We start from the raw sequence: 19,136 nt of genomic DNA on the forward strand, positions 1-19,136 counted from the left end.
TAGTAGTAACCAGCAGTCAGTGCGCCACGGGGCACACGCCTTTGGGTGCCCCACCGGCCAGCGCATGGCTGCGCGCATCGGCTAGTGCCGCAGCGGTGGGCACCTCGGTGGGCCAGCCCGCCAGGTGCTGTTGCGCCACGCGGCTCAGCGCCGTGATCCAGTGGCTGTTGTCGTTCAGGCAGGGGATGTAGTGAAACTCCTGCCCGCCCGCGTGCAGGAACGCCTCGCGCACTTCCATGTTGATTTCTTCCAGCGTCTCCAGGCAGTCGCTGGTGAAGCCGGGGCACACCACATCCACCCGGCGGGTGCCCGCCTTGCCCAGGGCCTCGATGGTGGGCTGGGTGTAGGGTTCCAGCCACTTGGCCTTGCCAAAGCGCGACTGGAAGGTGATGCGGTAGCGGTCTTCGCGCAGGCCCAGGCGCTCGGCCAGCAGACGGCCCGTCTTGCGCGATTCGCAGTGGTAGGGGTCGCCCAGGTGCAGCGTACGTTCGGGCACGCCGTGAAAGCTCATCACCAGCTGGTCGGGTTGGCCGTGGGTCTTCCAGTGCGATTCGATGGTGCGGGCCAGCGCGTCGATGTAGCCGGGGGCGTCGTGGTACCGGTTCACAAACCGCAGCTCGGGCACATTGCGGGTAGCGGCGGCCCAGGTGTACACGGCGTCGAACACGCTGGCCGTGGTGGTGGCCGAGTACTGCGGGTACAGCGGCAGGATGAGGATGCGCGTGGCGCCCTCGGCCTTGAGCGCATCGAGCTGGCTGGCGATGGACGGGTTGCCGTAGCGCATGGCATGGCGCACCAGCACCGCGTGGCCCGCCTCGCCCAGCCAGCCGCGCAGCAGCGTGGCCTGCTTGGCCGTCCAGTGCGCCAGGGGCGAGCCCTCGGGCGTCCAGATGCTGGCATATTTGGCGGCCGATTTGGCCGGGCGCGTGCGCAGGATGATGCCGTGCAGGATGGGTAGCCACACGAGTTTGGGGATCTCCACCACGCGGTGGTCACCCAGGAACTGCGCCAGATAGCGGCGCACGGCCGGGGCCGTGGGTTCGTCTGGCGTGCCCAGGTTGCACAGCAGCACTCCAGTGCGTTCGGCCTGGCCGTGGGTGTAAGGGGGTTCGGTGTGGAAGGGTGAGCGCATGCCCCGATTGTGGCAAACGGACCGGCCCTTCGGTGACCGTGGAGTATTCTCTGCAGACCATGCCCGATTCCCCCGCTGAACTGCCCGCTGCCCAGCCCACCGCGCTGCAGCTGGACACCTCCCGCATCCGCGCCATCTCCATCGACCTGGATGACACGCTCTGGCCCATCTGGCCCACCATCACGCGGGCTGAACGCGTGCTGCTGGACTGGCTCACGCACCATGCGCCCGCCACGGCAACCTTGTTCTCCAGCACCGAATCCCTGCGCGCCATCCGCAACCAGATGGTGGCGCTGCGACCCGACCTGCTGCACGACCTGAGCGCGCTGCGGCGCGAGTCCATCCGCCTAGCGCTGACCCAGGCGGGCGACGAGCCCGCGCTGGCCGAACCGGCGTTTGACCTGTTCTTTGCCGAGCGCATGCGCGTGGAGCTGTTTGACGACGCACACGACACGCTGGCCTTCTTGTCGGCACGCTACCCGGTGGTGGCCGTCTCCAATGGCAATGCCGACGTGCACCGCATCGGCATCGGCCACTACTTTCGCCACAGCATCAGCGCATCGGAGTTTGGCGTGGCCAAGCCCGATGCGCGCATTTTTCACGCTGCCGCCACGGCCGTCGATGTGCTGCCCCACGAGGTGCTGCACGTGGGCGACGATGCCACGCTGGATGCGCAGGGCGCGCTGAACGCCGGCATGCAGGCCGTGTGGATCAACAGCGCCAACCACCCCTGGCCGCACGACGACACACCGCCCCATGCCACGGTGGACAGCCTCACTGCGCTGTGCAGGCTGCTCGCCTGACCGGCTGCGCTGGCCCGGTTTCTTGCCTCAGGTCAAGGTTTGGGCGTGCGGTGGTTGAAGCCGTTGCCCGATAAGGTCACACTCCATCGTCGCTCAGCGACCCCCTCACCATGCCCCGTAAACCCCCGCCATTGCCCACCATCCGCACCATCGGCCTCATGCAACCCATGGCCTGGCTGGTGCTGGCCTGGCGCGACATGGCGCGGGCGGGCTGGATCAGCTTTGCCCATGGGCTGGCACTCACGCTGTTTGGGGCTGCCATCTTTGCCGTAGCGCACCACCGCTTCTGGCTGCTGGCGGGGGCGCTGTCGGGCTTTCTGGTGGTGGCGCCGGTGCTGGCCACCAGCCTGTATGCGCTGAGCCGCGCGCTGGAGCGCCGCGAAAGCGCCAACCTGGGCGTGGTGCTCAAGACCTGGTTCAACTGGCAGAACAGCCACGTCAACAAATGGGGCAACGACTACTGGTGCATGGTGCAGTTTGGCGCCCTGCTGGCGCTGGCGGCTTCGGGCTGGGTCATGACTTCGGCGGCGCTCATCACGCTGCTGGCGCCGGTGCCGATCGAGACACCGCTCGACTTTCTGCGCCACGTGGTCATGGCGCGCGATGGCTGGCTGTTTGAAATCTGGCTGGCGCTGGGCAGCCTGATGGCCGCCCCGATTTTTGCGTCCAGCGTGGTGGCCATGCCGCTGCTGCTGGACCGCCGCGCCACGCTATTGCAGGCGGTGCTGACCAGCTGGCAGGCCGTGGTGGTCAACCCGCTGCCCATGGCGTTCTGGGCGGCGATCATCCTGGGCTTTACCTTGCTGGGCCTCGGCTCGCTGCTGCTGGGCCTGATCGCCGTGATGCCCATGCTGGGCCACGCCAGCTGGCACGCCTACCGCGACCTGGTGGACGCATCCAGCCTGCCCGAGCGCGACCTGGCTGCACCCGCTGCACCGGCGCGCACGCCTGGAGGGGCATCGTGATTTTTGGCTTCACCGAGGCGCAGATCTCGGGCTTCTTCCTCACCTACGGCGTGGGGGCGTTCATCGTCTACATGCTGTTCATCATCGGGCAGCTGGCGTGGGAATCGAAGGCAGGGCGGTTTGGCACCTTTGTGCTCTTCCTGGGCCTGGGCGTGGGGTTTCTGGGGTTCCTGGCCAAGGTGGTGATCCAGTGGTGGCTGGAGAAGTGAGCGGGCCAGAGATCCTCTGAGACCACCGCACGGGCTTAGCAGCAGCCGCCTCAGCGCGGCCAGGACCGCAGGCCCAGCTCCTGCGCCAGTTGCCGGTAGTCGGCCAGACTGCGTTGCACAAACGCCTCCAGCGCCGCGCCGGTGCGCGCAAACGGGTACAGGCCGTACTGGCTGCACAGCGCGGCATAACCGGGTGCGGCCAGCGCATCGGCAAAAGCCGTGACCCAGGCACGCACGGCGGCATCGGGGGCGGTGGCGGCCATGTACAGGCCGCGCACCGTGGGCCAGACCAGGTCCACGCCCTGTTCGCGGGCTGTGGGCAGGTCGGCCAGGGCGCCAGGCAGGCGGGCCTGCGCCAGCACGGCTAGAAAGCGCAGGGGCGCGCCCTTGTCCAAAGCCTGCCGGGCCTCGGCCGCATCGCCGGTGAAGACGCCGATGTGGCCGCCGCGCAGGGCCTTCAGGGCCTCGCCGCCGCCTTCGAATGACACAAAGCGCATGCGTTTGGGGTCCTGCCCGGCGGCGCGGGTCAGCAGGGCGGCTTTCATCCAGTCCTGGCTGCCCAGGGTGCCGCCCGCGCCAAACACTACGCGGGCCGGGTCCTTGCGCAGCGCGGCCACCACGTCTTGCAGGCGCTGGTGGGGCGAATCGCGGTGCACGGCCACCACACCATAGTCGGTGCCCAGCGTGGCGATCCAGCGCACGGCGCTCACCGGGTGCGGGCCAAAGCGGCCCTGTGCGATGTTGAGCAGCGAGCCGCTGGAGAACGCCACCAGCGTGCCCGGCCCGCCGAGCCGCCCGGTGGCGATCTGGTCAAACGCCATGGCACCGATGCCCCCGGGTAGATAGCGTGTGTGCAGCGGTGGGCGTGCGGGGCGCACGGCTTGCACGGCCTGCGTGGCCAGGCCGCAGGTCAGGTCGAACCCGCCGCCGGGGCGGGAGGGGGCGATGCACTCGGCGGGCTCCAGCGATGCGTCGGCCGCCCACGCAGCTGGCGTGTGCGCAGCGGCTGAAGTGCCCGCTAGTGCTGCCAGCCACTGCAGAGCGCGGCGGCGGTGCAGGGTGGGGAGGGGGCGTGGTGCGGACGGCATGCGGGGCGAATTCTGGCGGAATCTGGGGTGCTGCGGGATGGGGTTTTCAGCCCCGGGGCCACCACAGGATGGCCAGCAGGCCGGGCCCACCCGCGCGTTCTTCGAGTCGCAGGCCGCCCCGGTGCCGCTCGGCAATGGAGCGCGCGATTGCCAGCCCCAGGCCCGAGCCGCCCGCCGCCGCCTGCGAGCCACGCCGGTAGCGCTGGCCCAGTGCATCGCGTTCGTTGGCGGGCAGGCCGGGGCCGTTGTCTTCCACGCTGAGGCTCCAGCCCAGGTCATCGCCTGCGGCTGACACGGTGACCGTGCCGTGTTCAGGTGTGTAGGCAATCGCGTTGGCCGCCAGGTTGGTAAGCGCCTCGCGCAGCAAGCCGCTGTCGCCCACGGCCATGAACTCAGGCGTGGGGGTGTGGATGCCAAAGTCGATGTGCCGAGCGCGGGCGCGGGGCAGCAGCTCCAGCGCCACGGCGCGCAGCAGCGCGGCCAGGTCGAACGGGGCCAGCTCTACCGCCGCAGTGTCGCTGCGGCCCAGGGCCAGCAGCTGCTGGGTGCTGCGCGTGGCGCGCGCGACTTCGCCGCCGATGGCTTCCAGGGTGTGCTGAACCTGGGTGGCGTCGGCCTCGCGCCGGGCGTAGTCGATCTGCATCTGCAGCGTTGTGAGGTGGGTGCGCAGCTGGTGCGAGGCGTCGTCCAGAAACTGCCGCTGCTGGGCCACCAGGTCTTGCGTGCGCGCCATCTGCTGGTTGGCGGCGGCCACCAGGGGTCGGATGTCGGCAGGCAGGTCGGTGTCGGCCATGGGGGTCATGTCGTCGGGGCTGCGCGCCTGCACCTCGCGCGCCAGGCGCGCCAGCGGCCGCAGCGCCACGGCCAGCGTGGCGGCTGTGCCCAGCACCATGAGCGCCAGCACCAGCGTGTCGCGCAGCGCGGCCCGGCGCACAAAGCGGCGGGTGAACTCCTGCCGCGAGCGGGTGCTTTCTGCCACCTGCACCAGCACGCTGCTGGCATCGGATCCGGGCGCGGCGCCTTCCACCGCGCGGCGGTAGGCGGCCAGCCGCACGGATTCGCCGAAGTAGGTGGCGTCGTAGAAGCGTGGCACGCCGGGCGTGAGCAGGCCGGGCGGCAGGGGCAGGTCGGCGTTGCCCAGCTCCACCAGCCCGTCGGACGAGGCCACGCGGAAGTACACATTGCCGCTGGCCGTGAGTTCAAAAAATTCGAGCATGCTGTAAGGCAGCTCGGCCGACAGGCCGCCCGAGGCGGTGGAGATATTGGCGTCAATGGATTTGAGCGCCCCGAGCAGCGATCGGTCGTAGGCCGCGTTGGCCGCCTCCAGCGCGTCGTGTCGCGTCATCCACAGCTCCACGCCCGTCACCACGGCCAGCAGCGGCAGCAGCAGCAGGGCCAGCAGCCGCCACAGGCTGGCGCGGCGCAGGCGTTGTATCAAAGACATGGCAGCGGACTCCGCCGCAAAGAACAGGGAGCGGTCCTGAACATGCGCGTGGCCCACGCCAGTGCCACCGTGGAACTGGCTTTGCCAGGCCACGGGTGGCGTCCCCCCTCAGGGGGGAAGACGCGCAGCGTCTCAGGGGGGAGCCACATCATTTGCTTCGAGCGCGTAGCCCAGGCCGCGCAGGGTGGTGATGCGCACACCGCTGCCATCGAGCCGCTTGCGCAGGCGGTGCACAAACACTTCCACGGCTTCGGGGTGCACGTCCTCGTCGTCAGAGAACACGCGGTCCAGGATCTGCTGCTTGGAAAACGGCTCGCCGCTGCGCTGCACCAGCACGCGCAGCACGGCATGCTCGCGCGGCGACAGGGCCAGGGGCTCGCCATGCAGCGTGAACTGCTTGCGCGGGTTGTCGTACACCAGCGCGCCACAGGCCAGACGCGGGTGCTCGTTGCCGCGTGCGCGGCGCACCAGGGCATGCAGGCGGGCCTCCAGCTCGGCCAGCTCGAAAGGCTTGGCCAGAAAGTCGTCAGCCCCCGCGTTGAGCGAGCGCACGCGCTCGTCCAGCGAATCGCGGGCCGTGAGGATCAGCGCGGGCAGGCGCTGGTCGCGGTCGCGCAGGCGCTGCAGCACGGCCTGGCCGTCCAGCCCGGGCAGGCCCAGGTCCAGCACCAGCGCATCGTAGTTGTCGTGCTGCTGCAGCGCACGGTCGGCCAGGCGCCCATCGTTCACCCATTCCACCTGGATGCCCGCATGCTCCAGCGCGCGGCTGAGCCAGGTGCCCAGGTTGTGGTCGTCTTCGGCCAGGAGGATGCGCATGGGGGGATGCTAATGCCGTTGTGCCGTGGCCCGGCCCGCCAGCAGGCTGTTGAAACTGGCGTGCCCCCAAAGCCAGTGCCACCGTGGAGCGGGCTTTGCCCGGCCACCGGTGGCGTCCCCCTCGGGGGAAGACGCGAAGCGGCTCAGGGGGGCTTCCTAGTCCGGCTTGATCTGCGCGCGCTTGATGACTTTCTGCCAGCGCGCCTGCTCCGCCGCAATGAACTGTGCAAACTGCGCGGGCGTGCCGCCGATGGCTTCGGCGGCGTCGCCGTTCAGGCGCTTGAGGGCTTCGGGTGCCTTCACGGCCTTCATGGTTTCGGCGGCCAGCTTGTCCAGGTGTTCTTTGGGCAGGCTCGCAGGGGCCAGCATGCCGTACCACTGCGTCATCTCGAAGCCGGGGAAGCCCTGTTCGGCCACGGTGGCCACATCGGGCAGCTGGGGCAGGCGCTGGGTGGAGCCGGTGGCGATGCAGCGCACCTTGCCGGACTTGATGAACGGCAGCAGGGCCGCTGCGCCCACCGAGGCGGCATCAAGGCGGCCCGAGAGCAGGTCGGTCATCATGGGGCCGGTGCCCCGGTAGGGCACGTGCAGCATGAAGATCTCGGCGGTCATCTTGAGGTATTCAAACGCGAGGTGGCCCGCGCTGCCATTGCCTGCCGAGCCGTAGCTGAGCTTGCCTGGGTTCTTCTTGGCGTAGGCGATGAACTCCTTGAGGTTCTTGGCGGGCACGTCGGGGTGCACCACGTACAGGCTGGGCACCTTGGCCAGCAGGCTCACGGGTTTGAAGTCCTTGTTCGCGTCGTAGGGCAGTTTGTCGAAGATGTAGGGGTTGACGGCCAGCGTGCCGATGTGGCCCAGGATGAGGGTGTGCTGGTCTTCGGCGCGGGCGACTTCCTGCATGGCGATGTTGCCTGCGGCGCCGGGTTTGTTGTCCACAAACACGCTCTGGCCCAGGGTCTTGCTCAGCTCGGCCGCTGTGGAGCGCGCCACGATTTCGGAGCTGCCGCCCGGTGCAAAGGGCACGACGAAGCGGATGGACTTGGCGGGCCATGCGGTCTGGGCCGACGCAGCGGCGGGCAGCAGGCCGCCCAGGGCCAGGGCGCTGCCTGCGCCCAGCAGGTGGCGGCGGGTGGGGTGGAAGGCGGGGGTGGTGTCGTTATCGAACAGCATGGGTGTCTCCGTGAAAGCCGTTATGGCGTTGCCCGGCGTATGGTGTGCGGAGCGTGCTTTCGGAATGCTGTCAGTCGGCCTGGGGTTTACCCGAGGCACCTCGCACGGACAGAGCGAGGATTACGCCAGTGCCGCTACTGCCGTGCCGCTGAGCACGGCCCCTTCCAGCGTGGCGGGGTAGGGGCCGTCCACATAGTCGCCGCAGGCCGTCAGCCCCGGCAGCACCTGCATGCCGGGCCGCTGCAGGCCAGGGGTGCAGGCAAAGGTGGCGCGTTTCTCCACCACGGTCTGCACGGGCTGCAGGCCAGGCAGGCCCAGCTGGGCGGCGGCCTGCTGCAGCACCTGCTGCTCGATCAAGGCGCGGTCCCCATCACTGGCGCTCACCACAAAGGCCAGCAGCCCGTGCTGGCCGTCGAGCTGGCCCCGGTCGAACACAAACTGCGCCGGGTGGGCAGCGGTGTTGCGCAGCGCCAGCATGGGCAGGGGCAGGTGGGCGCCCAGGGCGTGGGCATAGACGGTGGTGATGGCCTCAAACCGCAGGGCGCTGGTGGCGGCGCTCCAGCGGGCTGCACCGGCCAGGCCCGCCGTGCCTGCCAGGCCTTCGACCAGGCGGCTGGCTTCCCAGGACGGGCAGGCCAGGGTGACGTGGTCGAACGCTCCGGGTTCTTCGGTGCCGTTGGCGGCCACTACCGGCTGCCAACGCCCCCCGGGCAACGGCTGCAGGCGCTGAATGCGCTGGCCGGTGAGGACCTGGCCGCCTTGCTGCTGCAGCCAGCGGGCAGCGGCTTCGGGAAAGAGGGCGCCTAAGTCCACACGTGGCAGCAATAGGTTGGAGCCGCCGCGCCCGCTGAACAGGCTGTCCTGCAGCACACGCAGAAACACCTGGCCGCTGGCCTGGTTGGCAGGGGTGTTGAGGGCCGACACGCATAGCGGGTCGATGAACTCGGTCATGAGCCGGGGCGTGAGCGGCGCGCACAGCGCGGCCACCGATGTGGCGGGCGCGCAGCGAAAGCCGCGCAACTGCCAGGCCGTGGCTGTGCGCAGCAGTGCCAGCTTGTCGCGCCAGCCCCAGCCCTTGGCGCGGGCAATGCCCAGCAGCGCATCGAGGGGTGGGGGCAGGTCGGGCAGTTGCAGGCCCTGGCCATCAGGGAATTGAAGCGTGAGTGGCAGGCGCAGCAGGGCGGTATCGATGTCCACGCCCACCAGCCGCATCAGGCGCAGGCTTTCGGCGTAGGCGCCGATCAGGATGTGCTGGCCGTTGTCGAGCGTGGCGGGTGTGCCATCGGGCAGCGCGCCCGGCACGGCGCGCGCCCGGCCGCCCACGGTACGCGCGGCCTCGAACACGGTGACCTGGCGCCCTGCCTGCCCATGGGCGATGGCGGCGGCCATGCCCGCCCAGCCTGCGCCGATGACGGCGACCTTCATGGACGCGGGCCCACGGCTACGACATCCGGCCGAGCGCCTGCACCTTCCACGCCAGCCAGAACTTGCGCAGCGGCGTGAGGCGGATGCGCTGGTGCAGCACCTGGAAGTTTTCGTGCTCGATCTCGCGCAGCAGGGTGCGGTAGATGTTGGCCATCATCAGGCCGGGCTTCTGGGCGCGGCGGTCGGCATCGGGCAGCAGGGCGAAAGCCTCGTCGTACAGGCGGTGCGCGCGCTCGGCCTGAAAGCGCATCAGCGCGGTGAAGCGGTCGGAATACTGGCGCTTCAGGATCTCGTGCGCCTTCACGTCAAATTGCTGCAGCTCGCTCACCGGCAGGTAGATGCGGCCCAGCATGGCGTCTTCGCCCACGTCACGGATGATGTTGGTGAGCTGAAAGGCCAAGCCCAGCGTGTGGGCGTAGTCGGTGGTGCGCGGGTCGGTCTGGCCGAAGATGCGTGCGGCGACTTCGCCCACGATGCCCGCCACCAGGTGGCAGTAGCCCTTGAGGCCCGCAAAGTCGAGGTAGCGGGTCTGCTCCAGGTCCATCTGGCAGCCGTCGATCACGGCCTGCAGGTGGCGTTGTTCAATGCCATAGTCGGCCGCCAGTGGCATCAGTGCCAGCATCACAGGGTGGGTGGGCTGGCCCGCATAGGCCTTGGCCACCTCGGCCTGCCACCAGGCGAGCTTGGTGCGCGCCACGCCAGGGTCGGAGACTTCGTCCACCACATCGTCCACTTCGCGGCAGAAGGCATAAAACGCCGTGATCGCGGCGCGGCGCGGGGCCGGCAGGAACAGGAAGGCGTAGTAGAAGCTGCTGCCCGAGGCCACGGCTTTTTGCTGTACGTATTGCTGTGGGGTCATGGGGCGCGATTGTCCCATGGCGGACATGGCCCGCGAATGCAACCTGGCAGCTGGTGGAGGCCGCAGTTCCCCAGTTTGGCCTGCCTGTTCTGCGGCAGGCCGAAGGGCATCAAAAGGCGATCTGTTCCACGCCCACGTCGCTGGGCCGCTTGAGCGCTTCGCGCATGAAGACGCTCATGGGGAGCGTGCCTTGGTCCGAGTGGAACCACTTTTTGTAGAGAGCCGCCATCTCCCCGGTCTGGATCAGGCGGCGGGTGACTTGGTCTACCAGCTCCTTGAAACGAGGGTCTTGCCTGCGCAGGCCAATGCTGTAGGGCTCTACCGAAAGGCGCTTTTCCAGAAACTGGTAGTCCCCCATGGCCTTGCCCAGCCGGGTCATGGGGCTCCACAGGCCTGCATCGTCTGCAAAAACCGCATCTGCCTCCCTGCGCGTGAGTGCATCCAATCCCTGTGCGGTGCTGTCTACCGGCACGTAGATGAATTTGCGGTGGTAGGTGCGTTCGTTCGTGGCCAGCAGGCCGTCATTGGTGGTTTTCCGTTCGACGGCAATGCGTTTGCCGTTCAGATCGTCCACCGTCTTGATGCCCGAGTCCTTGCGCACGAGGAACGCAGTGGTGGCGATGAAGATGTGGTGGCTGAAGGCGACTTCCTTCTGGCGCTCCAGGGTGTTGGTGGTCGTGCCGCATTCCAGGTCCACTACGTTGTTTTTCAGGTCCGCAAGGCGGTTCTTGCCGTCTACGAGTACATAGGTCAGGCGCAGGTCGGGGCGCTTGAGTTCCTTCTTGAGCTCCTCGTAAATCTTGGTGCAGATATCAACGCTGTAGCCACGCACCTGTCCAGTGGCTGGGTCTTTGTAGGAGAAGGGGTGGGATGCCTCGCGGTGCCCCAGTCGCAATTCGCCGGTCTTGGCAATGTGGGTCAGGGTGTCTTGCGCCCAGGCGCCAGGGGACATCCAGGACAGGGGAAGGATCAGTAGCAGGGCTCGCAGCGCAGAGAAGAGGTGCATAGGAAACGGAAAAGGTGACGGGGCCATGCATGCCAGGCGTCGCAGGAAACGCGCGAGGCTGCACGCCGCGCATTGTGCTGCGGCATCTGTTGTTGTGTCACATTGGCGACAGGTTTGTCAGCATTCCACAACATTCACCGCCAGCCCGCCACGCGATGTCTCCTTGTATTTGACCTTCATGTCCGCACCGGTCTGCATCATGGTCTTGATGACCTTGTCGAGCGAGACCACATGCTGCCCGTCGCCACGCAGCGCCATGCGGGCGGCGTTGATGGCCTTGATGGCGCCCATGGCGTTGCGTTCGATGCAGGGGATCTGCACCAGGCCACCCACGGGATCGCAGGTCATGCCCAGGTTGTGCTCCATGCCGATCTCGGCGGCGTTCTCGATCTGCTCGGGGGTGCCGCCCATCACCGCAGCCAGCGCGCCTGCTGCCATGGAGCAGGCCACACCCACCTCGCCCTGGCAGCCCACCTCGGCCCCCGAGAGCGATGCGTTTTCTTTGTAGATGATGCCGATGGCGCCTGCCGTGAGCAAAAACGTGGCGATGCCGTCGTCGTTGGCCGGGATCGGGCCTTGCAAAAAGTTGACGTAGTAGTGCAGCACGGCCGGGATCACACCTGCTGCGCCATTGGTGGGCGCCGTCACCACGCGGCCCCCGGCGGCGTTTTCTTCGTTGACGGCCATGGCGTAGAGGTTTACCCAGTCGAGCATCGAGAGGGGGTCGCGCAGTGCGGCCTCGGGCTGCGTGCTGAGCTTGTGGTGCAGCTCGACCGCGCGGCGGCGCACGTGCATGGGGCCAGGCAACGTACCGGTGCTGGCGCAGCCGCGCTGCACGGCGCTGGCCATGGTTTTCCAGATGGCCATGAGCTGGCGGCGCACCTCGGAGGCGCTGCGCCAGTGTTGCTCATTGGCCGCCATGAGCTGGGCCGGGGTGAGGCCGGTGGCCTGGCACTGGGCCAGCAGCTCGGCCCCGGTGCGGAAGGGGTGGGGCAGGCCCTGGGCATGGCCGGCCGCATCGGGCCCAGCGGTGGCGGCGCTGTTGAGTACACGCTCGCCCGCCGCGTCGATCACAAAACCGCCACCCACCGAGTAGTACTCACGCGCCGCAATCTCGTTGCCCTGCGCGTCGAACGCGTGAAACGCCATGCCGTTGGGGTGCAGCGGCAGGCTTTTGCGGCGAAACAGCAGATGCTCTTTTTCAACAAACGGCACCACATGCTCGCCCAGCAGCTCCAGCGTTTGCCGGGTGCGGATGTCGGCGATGGCGGGCTGGATCTGGTCCGGATCGATGTGGTCGGGCTCGTGCCCGGCCAGCCCCAGCAGCACCGCCTTGTCGGTGCCGTGGCCCACGCCCGTGGCAGACAGGGAGCCGAAGAGTTCTACGGTGACGCGGTGCACGGCGGCCAGGCCCAGCGTGTCGCGCAGATAGCAGGCAAACTGCCGAGCCGCAATCATGGGGCCCACGGTGTGGGAGCTGGACGGGCCGACGCCAATCTTGAAGAGGTCGAAAACGCTGACGGACATGGTGAAGAGGTTCTTAGGAGCGGCGCAGTGGTTTGGCCGAGGGGCGGGGGCGGACTGGCGGCCGGGTAGGCTGCGACAGGTGCGATTTCAGGGCATAGGTGGCCACGATCAGTGCCAGCCAGCCCAGCAGGACATCCCAGAACCCCATGACCAGCCACACGGGCGCCAGCAAGGGGCCTGCGAGGGGAAGGACGTACAGGGAGAGGCGGGGCGTCCAGAAGCCGGGGGCTCTCATGCAGGGGGATGAGAAGGGGTCGAAGGTGCCGGGCGAGCAGCCCTGGCTTTCGAGGATGGTGCGCGCGGTCTGGTTGCCCACGATGGGCAGGCCCAGCGCAAAAATGAACACGATGAAGCCCGCCAGCAACAGCCAGAACAGGCCGACCATACCCCAGCGCAGTACGTCTGCTGGGGTGGCGTTGCTGCGGCGCGGCAGCCAGCGCTGCAGCAGGTCCGTTGCTGCGGCCGGGTGGCTATCTGCCCAGCGTGCGGCATACAGCGCCAGCCCCCACGCCAGCAGCAGCGCCCAGAGGTTGCTCAGCAGTACAAAGGGGTAGTCCACGATGCTGCCTGCCGACAGAAAAGGCATCAGCCGCAGCCCGATGGCATTGGTCAGCCACGTGCAGGTGCCCAGCGTGGGGTTGGTGTGGGGTTGGCAGTGCAGCACATCCAGCACCCGCTCTGCCGCCACGCCCCCGACGATGGAAAACACCAGGCAAAAAAGGATGAGCCCCCACTGCAGGGTCTTGAAGAGATGTCTGGCGGTCAACGGTGGGCCCTCCTGGCAAGCCACGGGTAGTGGCTTGCGGACATTGTTGTCTTTGTTGTTGTGTTCCGGAACGGGTAAGTCCCGGGCGGCTGGCCGCAGTGGGCGCAAGACTAGCGCGCTGTAAAGGCGGCGCCATGCGCGCTATCCCTGCCCCGCCCAGGGTCCGCCCGCCGCCGTCCCCTCGGTGCAGGCGGCTGTTTGCTCACAAATTAATAGCTAATAAGGCAATATGGATAAGCGGTGAAGGCCATTTTTGCCTCAGATTCATGGACAGGGCACGCACCGATGTCAGCGCGCCTTGTGGCCCATGAATCTTTCTTCTTACATCACCAGCGCGCGGCCCAGCATCACCACCCAGTCCCAGGCATGCAGGCGCGGGCGGGTGTGCAGGCTGCCGCCTTTGAGGGCCTCGACCTTGTCGAGGATGCGCAGGCCGCCCTGCACCACCAGGCGCAGCTCCCAGCCCGCGCGGCCGGGCAGGCGGTGCACCAGGGGGGCGCCGCTGTACATGGTGGTGCGGGCCCAGTCGGCGCAGTCGGCGATGAGGCGCGCGTTTTCGCGCGTGCTTTGCAGGGCCAGCAGCTCGGCCTGGCAGGCGCCATGAACGGCGCAGTCGGCGCGCGGCAGGTAGTGGCGGTGGCGGGGGATGTCCACCGACAGGTCCTGCCAGAAGTTGATGAGCTGCAACGCGGTGCAGATCGCGTCGCTTTGCCGCAGCGCCTGCGCGTCGCCCACGCCATACAGGTGCAGCAGCAGGCGCCCCACGGGGTTGGCCGAGCGGCGGCAGTAGTCCAGCAGCTCGGCGCGGTCGGCGTAGCCTTCGGCATCGCGGGTTTTTTCCACATCCTGGGCAAAGGCGCTGAGCAGGTCTTCGAGCAGCGGCACGGGCAGCTGGTGGCTGCGCAGCACGCCTTGCAGCGGCAGGAACACGCTGGCCCAGCGGGGCGAGGGCGGCTGGCCCTGGGCAATCGCGCGCAGATCGGCCAGGTAGGCCGCCAGGTCGGCCAGGCGGGCGGCGGGTGTGGCATCGCCTTCATCGGCAATGTCGTCGGCCGTGCGGGCAAAGGCGTAGATGGCGGCAATCGGCTGGCGCAGGTGCGGTGGGCACAGCAGGGACGCGACCGGGAAGTTCTCGTAGTGCGTGACAGGGGCGGCCAGGGTGGCAGACGCATGGTGTGGTGCGGTCTGGAGCGGCTGTGGCGCGGAAGTTGCAGCAGACGCCACTTCAGGCTGGGGAGGGGGGGATCGGTCGTTCACACCCTGGATTGTCGCTTGACAATGCCGAGGGCTTCTCATAGATTACTAACCGGTCAGTCAGTAATCAAAAAGCCAATTCAATCAGGGACAAGGAGGCTGGCCGGTAACTGTTACGGCAGTTCCGTTTTCAACGCAGGCATTCGTGCCTGCGTTTTGCGTGCAGGCCTTGCAACTCCTTGTAGCCCTTCTCTATTCACCGGATTTCCCATGCGCACATCCTCCGCCTCGCGGCCTTTTCAACGGCACTGCCGGACCTTGCTGATGGTGGCTGCCGCTGCTTTGCTGGCCGCCTGTTCCCGCCCCGCGCCGCCCGAAGAGCCGGTGCGCTCCGTCAAGTTGCTGACGGTGGGAGTGGGGGCGTTGCAGTCCAGCCTGGAGTATTCGGGCGAGGTGCGGGCGCGCGTGGAGTCGCGTTTGGGGTTCCGCGTGGCGGGCAAGATCGTGCAGCGCCAGGCCGAACTGGGCCAGCGTGTGCGGGCCGGACAGGTGCTGGCCCAGCTGGACCCCAAGGATTACCAACTGGCCACCGACGCCGCGCGCGCGCAGTTGGCATCGGCCACCACGCAGCGTGATCTGGCCGCTGCCGACTACAAGCGCTACCAAGCCCTGAAGGACCAGAACTTCATCAGCGGCGCCGAGCTGGAGCGCCGCGACGCCACGCTGAAAGCCGCCCAGGCCACGCTGGACCAGGCCCGAGCGCAGCTGTCATCGCAAGGCAACCAGGCGGCCTACACCACGCTGGTGGCCGATGTGGCGGGCGTTGTCACTGGCATTGACGCCGAGCCTGGCCAGGTGGTGTCGGCCGGGACGCCTGTGGTGCGCATTGCGCAGGATGGCCCCCGCGATGTGGTGTTTGCGGTGCCGGAGGACAAGGTGGGGCAGATCACCCCAGGCTCAGAAGTGGCGGTGCGCGGCTGGTCCGGTGGCGCCAACCTGACGGGCCGCGTGCGCGAAGTGGCCGCCAGTGCCGACGCCGCTACGCGCACTTACCAAATCAAGGTGGCCATCGACGGTGCCGATGCGCCTGCCCTGGGCTCCACCGTGTATGTCACGCCCAAGGCGCTCAGCCATGCGGGCATTCCGGCTATCAAGCTGCCCACCAGTGCGCTGCGCCAGGAGGGGCAGTCCACGGCGGTGTGGGTGTATGACGCGGCCAGCAGCACGGTGAAGTCGCAGGTGGTGCAGATTGCCACGGCCGATGGCAACGAGGCCGTGGTGGCTGCGGGTCTAGCCCCCGGCATGCAGGTGGTGGCCACGGGGGTGCATGTGCTCTCGCCTGGGCAGAAAGTGCTGATTTATCAGCCAAAAACGGCCTCAGCGCCCGCCAGTAAAGCGCAGACAGCTACCAATCCAGTAGCAATGCCTGCCGCGCCTGCTGCCACAGCAGCGGCACCCGCAGCTTCCACAGCCAACTGAGGCCGGCCATGACGCAAGTACAACCCAAAGAGGGGTTCAACCTCTCCAAGTGGGCGCTCGACCATCCCGCCCTCACGCGCTACCTGATGGTGGTGCTGATGCTGCTGGGGTTTGCCGCCTATTTCCAGCTGGGGCAGGACGAGGACCCGCCGTTCACCTTCCGTGCCATGGTGGTGCGTACCTACTGGCCGGGCGCCACGGCGCAGCAGGTGGCCGAGCAGGTCACTGACAAGATCGAGCGCACGCTGCAAGAGGTGCCCTACGCCGACAAGATCCGCAGTTATTCGAAGCCCGGCGAGTCGCAGATCATCTTTCAGATCAAGGATTCGTCCAAGGCCAGCGAGGTGGCCAACGTCTGGTACAGCGTGCGCAAGAAGGTGGGCGACATGCGCTACACCTTGCCGCAGGGCATCCAGGGCCCGTTCTTCAACGACGACTTTGGCGATGTGTATGGCGTGATCTACGCGCTGGAGTCCGAGGGCTTCAGCTACGCCGAACTCAAGCAGTTTGCCGATGACGCACGCCAGCAGCTGCTGCGTGTGCCCGATGTCGCCAAGGTTGAGCTGTTTGGCGTGCAAGACGAAAAGCTGTTCATCGAAATCTCGCAAAAACGCCTGTCGCAACTGGGCCTGGACATGAACCAGGTGCTGGCCCAGCTGGGCCAGCAAAACGCCGTGGAGAGCGCCGGAGCTATTCAGACCCCGCAAGACCAGGTGCAGGTGCGGGTGCAGGGTCAGTTCAACGCGATTGAAGACCTGCGCGCCATGCCGATCCGTGGCCCGTCGGGCGCACAACTGCGCCTGGGCGATATCGCCGAGGTCAAGCGCGGCTATGTGGACCCGGCCACCGTGAAGGTGCGTCACCAGGGGCAGGAAGTGATTGCGCTGGGCGTCTCCATGGCCAAGGGCGGCGACATCATTGCGCTGGGCAAGGCGCTGCATGCCGCCACCGACCGCATTGGCGGCACGCTGCCAGCGGGGGTGCAGCTCGTCAACGTGCAAGATCAGCCCAAGGCGGTGGCCACCTCGGTGAACGAATTCGTCAAGGTGCTGATCGAGGCCGTGGTCATCGTGTTGGCGGTAAGCTTCATCGCGCTGGGCCTGCACAAGCGCCCCGGCAAGAACCCGCTGTGGAAGCGCTGGTACATCGATCCGCGCCCAGGGCTGGTGGTGGGCATCACCATTCCGCTGGTGCTTGCCGTGACCTTCTTGGCCATGTGGTACTGGGGCATCGGCCTGCACAAGATATCGCTGGGCTCGCTCATCATCGCACTGGGCCTGCTGGTGGATGACGCGATCATTGCGGTCGAAATGATGGTGCTCAAGCTTGAAGAGGGCTACGACAAGGTGCGTGCCGCTACCTTTGCCTATGAGATCACGGCCATGCCGATGCTGACGGGCACGCTGATCACGGCGGCGGGCTTTTTGCCCATCGGCCTGGCCAAGTCCACTACGGGCGAATACACCTTCGCCATTTTTGCGGTCACCGTGATCGCGCTGGTGCTCAGCTGGTTCGTGTCGGTGTACTTTGTGCCATACCTGGGCACGCTGCTGCTCAAGGTGCCGCCGCATGTGCTGGCTGCCCAGGCCAACAAGGGCATCACCGACGATCCACACGAAGTGTTTGACAGCCCGTTCTACCGCACCTTCCGCCGCCTGGTGGACTGGTGTGTGTTGCACCGCTGGATCACCATTGGCGCCACAGTACTGACCTTTGCCCTGGGCATTGTGGGCATGGGCAAGGTGCAGCAGCAGTTCTTCCCCGATTCGAGCCGGCCTGAAATTCTGGTGGACATCTGGTTCCCCGAGGGCACCTCATTTGCAGGCAATGAAGAAGTGACCAAACGTGTGGAGCAGCGCTTGCTCTCTGAGCCTGGCGTCAGTTCTGTCAGCACCTGGGTCGGTTCCGGCGTGCCGCGTTTCTATTTGCCGCTGGATCAGGTGTTTCCCCAGAGCAACGTGTCGCAGTTCATCGTTCTGCCCCAGGATCTGAAGGTGCGTGAGTCCCTGCGCGTGAAGTTGCCTGCGCTGCTGGCTGAGGAATTCCCGGAGGTGCGTGGTCGCGTCAAGCTGCTGCCCAATGGACCACCGGTGCCTTACCCCGTGCAGTTCCGCGTGGTGGGGCCTGATCCGCTGGTGCTGCGTGAGCGCGCCGATGAAGTGAAAGCCCAGCTGCGCAAGAACCCGGACATGCGCGGTGTGAACGACAACTGGAACGAGTCTGTGAAGGTGCTGCGTCTGGAAGTAGACCAGGCCAAGGCGCGCGCGCTGGGTGTCACCAGCCAGTCGATTGCCCAGGCGTCCAAGACCATTCTGTCGGGTACGCAGGTGGGCCAGTACCGCGAGGGTGACAAGCTCATCGACATTCTGCTGCGCCAGCCGCTGGACGAGCGCAACGCCATCACCGACATCGCCAACGCCTACCTGCCCACGGCCTCGGGCAAGTCGATCCCGCTCACGCAGATCGCCAAGCCGGTCTTCACCTGGGAGCCCGGTGTGATGTGGCGCGAGAACCGCGACTACGCCATCACCGTGCAGGGGGATGTGACCGAGGGGCTGCAGGGGGCCACGGTGACGGCGGCGCTGCTGCCTGCTCTCAAGGACATTGAGGCGAAGTGGCGCGCTGCCGGGCAGACCGGCTACCGCATCGAAGTGGCGGGTGCTGTGGAGGAAAGCTCTAAGGGCTCGGCGTCGATTGCAGCCGGCATTCCGGTCATGTTGTTCATCACCTTCACGCTGCTGATGCTGCAACTGCACAGCTTCAGCCGCGCGATGCTGGTGTTCCTGACCGGGCCGTTGGGCCTGGCAGGGGTGGCTGGGGCGCTGATTCTGCTCAACCGTCCGTTCGGCTTCGTGGCGTTGCTGGGGGTGATTGCACTCATGGGCATGATCCAGCGCAACTCGGTGATCCTGATCGACCAGATCGAACAGGACCGCGCGAGGGGTGTGCCTGCGTGGGATGCGATTGTTGAATCGGCAGTGCGCCGCCTGCGTCCTATCGTGCTGACGGCTGCGGCTGCGGTGCTGGCCATGATCCCGCTGTCACGCAGCGTGTTCTGGGGCCCGATGGCCGTGGCCATCATGGGCGGACTGGTGGTGGCCACCGTGCTGACGCTGCTGGCGCTGCCCGCGATGTATGCCGCGTGGTTCCGTGTGAAAAGGCCTGCGCCGGAGGTCCTTGGAGGGGTTTGATTCCCACCCTGCCCGCATCAGGGTAAAATAGAAGGTTGACCGATTTCACACAGGCGGCAGCT

At 67.1% G+C, this 19,136-nt stretch carries 16 protein-coding genes; 5 read left to right on the plus strand and 11 right to left on the minus strand.

What is annotated here, in order from left to right; translation table 11 throughout:
• Nucleotides 1-16: 16 nt before the first annotated feature.
• A complete protein-coding gene (gene hemH / locus KW832_RS06825; protein ID WP_121419588.1) occupies nucleotides 17-1,132 on the minus strand; it encodes a ferrochelatase in 1,116 nt (371 codons plus the stop codon).
• 59 nt (nucleotides 1,133-1,191) lie between these two features.
• Here hemH and KW832_RS06830 point away from each other — a divergent pair, with 59 nt between their 5' ends.
• The 3 genes from KW832_RS06830 (at nucleotide 1,192) to KW832_RS06840 (ending at nucleotide 3,109) form a co-directional block, all read left to right on the plus strand.
• Nucleotides 1,192-1,935 (plus strand): HAD-IA family hydrolase, encoded by a 744-nt coding sequence (locus KW832_RS06830; protein WP_121422651.1) that lies wholly within the window; start codon nucleotides 1,192-1,194, stop codon nucleotides 1,933-1,935.
• Between the two features lie 110 nt (nucleotides 1,936-2,045).
• Nucleotides 2,046-2,900 (plus strand): DUF2189 domain-containing protein, encoded by an 855-nt coding sequence (locus KW832_RS06835; protein ID WP_218299324.1) that lies wholly within the window; start codon nucleotides 2,046-2,048, stop codon nucleotides 2,898-2,900.
• The gene (locus KW832_RS06840; protein ID WP_137748564.1) at nucleotides 2,897-3,109 is read left to right on the plus strand and encodes a DUF2788 domain-containing protein; all 213 of its coding nucleotides are present in this window, start codon (nucleotides 2,897-2,899) and stop codon (nucleotides 3,107-3,109) included. The genes KW832_RS06835 and KW832_RS06840 overlap by 4 nt, the downstream gene beginning before the upstream one ends.
• 50 nt (nucleotides 3,110-3,159) lie before the next feature.
• Here KW832_RS06840 and KW832_RS06845 read toward each other — a convergent pair whose 3' ends face one another.
• The 10 genes from KW832_RS06845 to hpnC form a co-directional block, all read right to left on the minus strand.
• On the minus strand, nucleotides 3,160-4,197 hold the full coding sequence (locus KW832_RS06845; RefSeq protein WP_218299325.1) for a tripartite tricarboxylate transporter substrate binding protein: 1,038 nt from the start codon (nucleotides 4,195-4,197) through the stop codon (nucleotides 3,160-3,162).
• A 46-nt stretch (nucleotides 4,198-4,243) separates the two neighbouring features.
• Nucleotides 4,244-5,641: a sensor histidine kinase gene (locus KW832_RS06850; protein WP_218299326.1), complete on the minus strand. Its 1,398-nt coding sequence runs from the start codon at nucleotides 5,639-5,641 to the stop codon at nucleotides 4,244-4,246.
• A gap of 132 nt (nucleotides 5,642-5,773) precedes the next feature.
• Nucleotides 5,774-6,457, minus strand: coding sequence for a response regulator (locus tag KW832_RS06855; RefSeq protein ID WP_063463203.1), 684 nt, complete (start codon nucleotides 6,455-6,457; stop codon nucleotides 5,774-5,776).
• A 156-nt stretch (nucleotides 6,458-6,613) separates the two neighbouring features.
• Complete coding sequence (locus KW832_RS06860) at nucleotides 6,614-7,627, minus strand: tripartite tricarboxylate transporter substrate binding protein (RefSeq protein ID WP_121506954.1); 1,014 nt, start codon at nucleotides 7,625-7,627, stop codon at nucleotides 6,614-6,616.
• 120 nt (nucleotides 7,628-7,747) lie between these two features.
• Nucleotides 7,748-9,052, minus strand: a complete 1,305-nt coding sequence (hpnE, locus tag KW832_RS06865) for a hydroxysqualene dehydroxylase HpnE (RefSeq protein WP_218299327.1) — start codon at nucleotides 9,050-9,052, stop codon at nucleotides 7,748-7,750.
• Nucleotides 9,053-9,068: 16 nt separating this feature from the next.
• Nucleotides 9,069-9,911, minus strand: coding sequence for a presqualene diphosphate synthase HpnD (gene hpnD / locus KW832_RS06870; RefSeq protein WP_218299328.1), 843 nt, complete (start codon nucleotides 9,909-9,911; stop codon nucleotides 9,069-9,071).
• A gap of 109 nt (nucleotides 9,912-10,020) precedes the next feature.
• Nucleotides 10,021-10,917 (minus strand): amino acid ABC transporter substrate-binding protein, encoded by an 897-nt coding sequence (locus tag KW832_RS06875; RefSeq protein WP_216845919.1) that lies wholly within the window; start codon nucleotides 10,915-10,917, stop codon nucleotides 10,021-10,023.
• 117 nt (nucleotides 10,918-11,034) lie between these two features.
• The gene (locus tag KW832_RS06880; protein WP_218299329.1) at nucleotides 11,035-12,444 is read right to left on the minus strand and encodes an L-serine ammonia-lyase; all 1,410 of its coding nucleotides are present in this window, start codon (nucleotides 12,442-12,444) and stop codon (nucleotides 11,035-11,037) included.
• Between the two features lie 13 nt (nucleotides 12,445-12,457).
• Nucleotides 12,458-13,210: a hypothetical protein gene (locus KW832_RS06885; protein ID WP_255577556.1), complete on the minus strand. Its 753-nt coding sequence runs from the start codon at nucleotides 13,208-13,210 to the stop codon at nucleotides 12,458-12,460.
• 321 nt (nucleotides 13,211-13,531) lie between these two features.
• Entirely contained in the window at nucleotides 13,532-14,467 is a 936-nt protein-coding gene (gene hpnC, locus KW832_RS06890) for a squalene synthase HpnC (RefSeq protein ID WP_370628644.1), read from the minus strand.
• Between the two features lie 207 nt (nucleotides 14,468-14,674).
• Between hpnC and KW832_RS06895 the strand changes: the two genes are divergently transcribed.
• Nucleotides 14,675-15,883, plus strand: coding sequence for an efflux RND transporter periplasmic adaptor subunit (locus KW832_RS06895; protein WP_055399499.1), 1,209 nt, complete (start codon nucleotides 14,675-14,677; stop codon nucleotides 15,881-15,883).
• A gap of 8 nt (nucleotides 15,884-15,891) precedes the next feature.
• Nucleotides 15,892-19,074, plus strand: coding sequence for an efflux RND transporter permease subunit (locus KW832_RS06900; protein ID WP_218299331.1), 3,183 nt, complete (start codon nucleotides 15,892-15,894; stop codon nucleotides 19,072-19,074).
• The last annotated feature ends 62 nt before the right edge of the window (nucleotides 19,075-19,136 follow it).

The organism is Acidovorax sp. sif0632 (assembly GCF_019218805.1).
GTDB classification, from domain to species: domain Bacteria; phylum Pseudomonadota; class Gammaproteobacteria; order Burkholderiales; family Burkholderiaceae_C; genus Acidovorax; species Acidovorax facilis.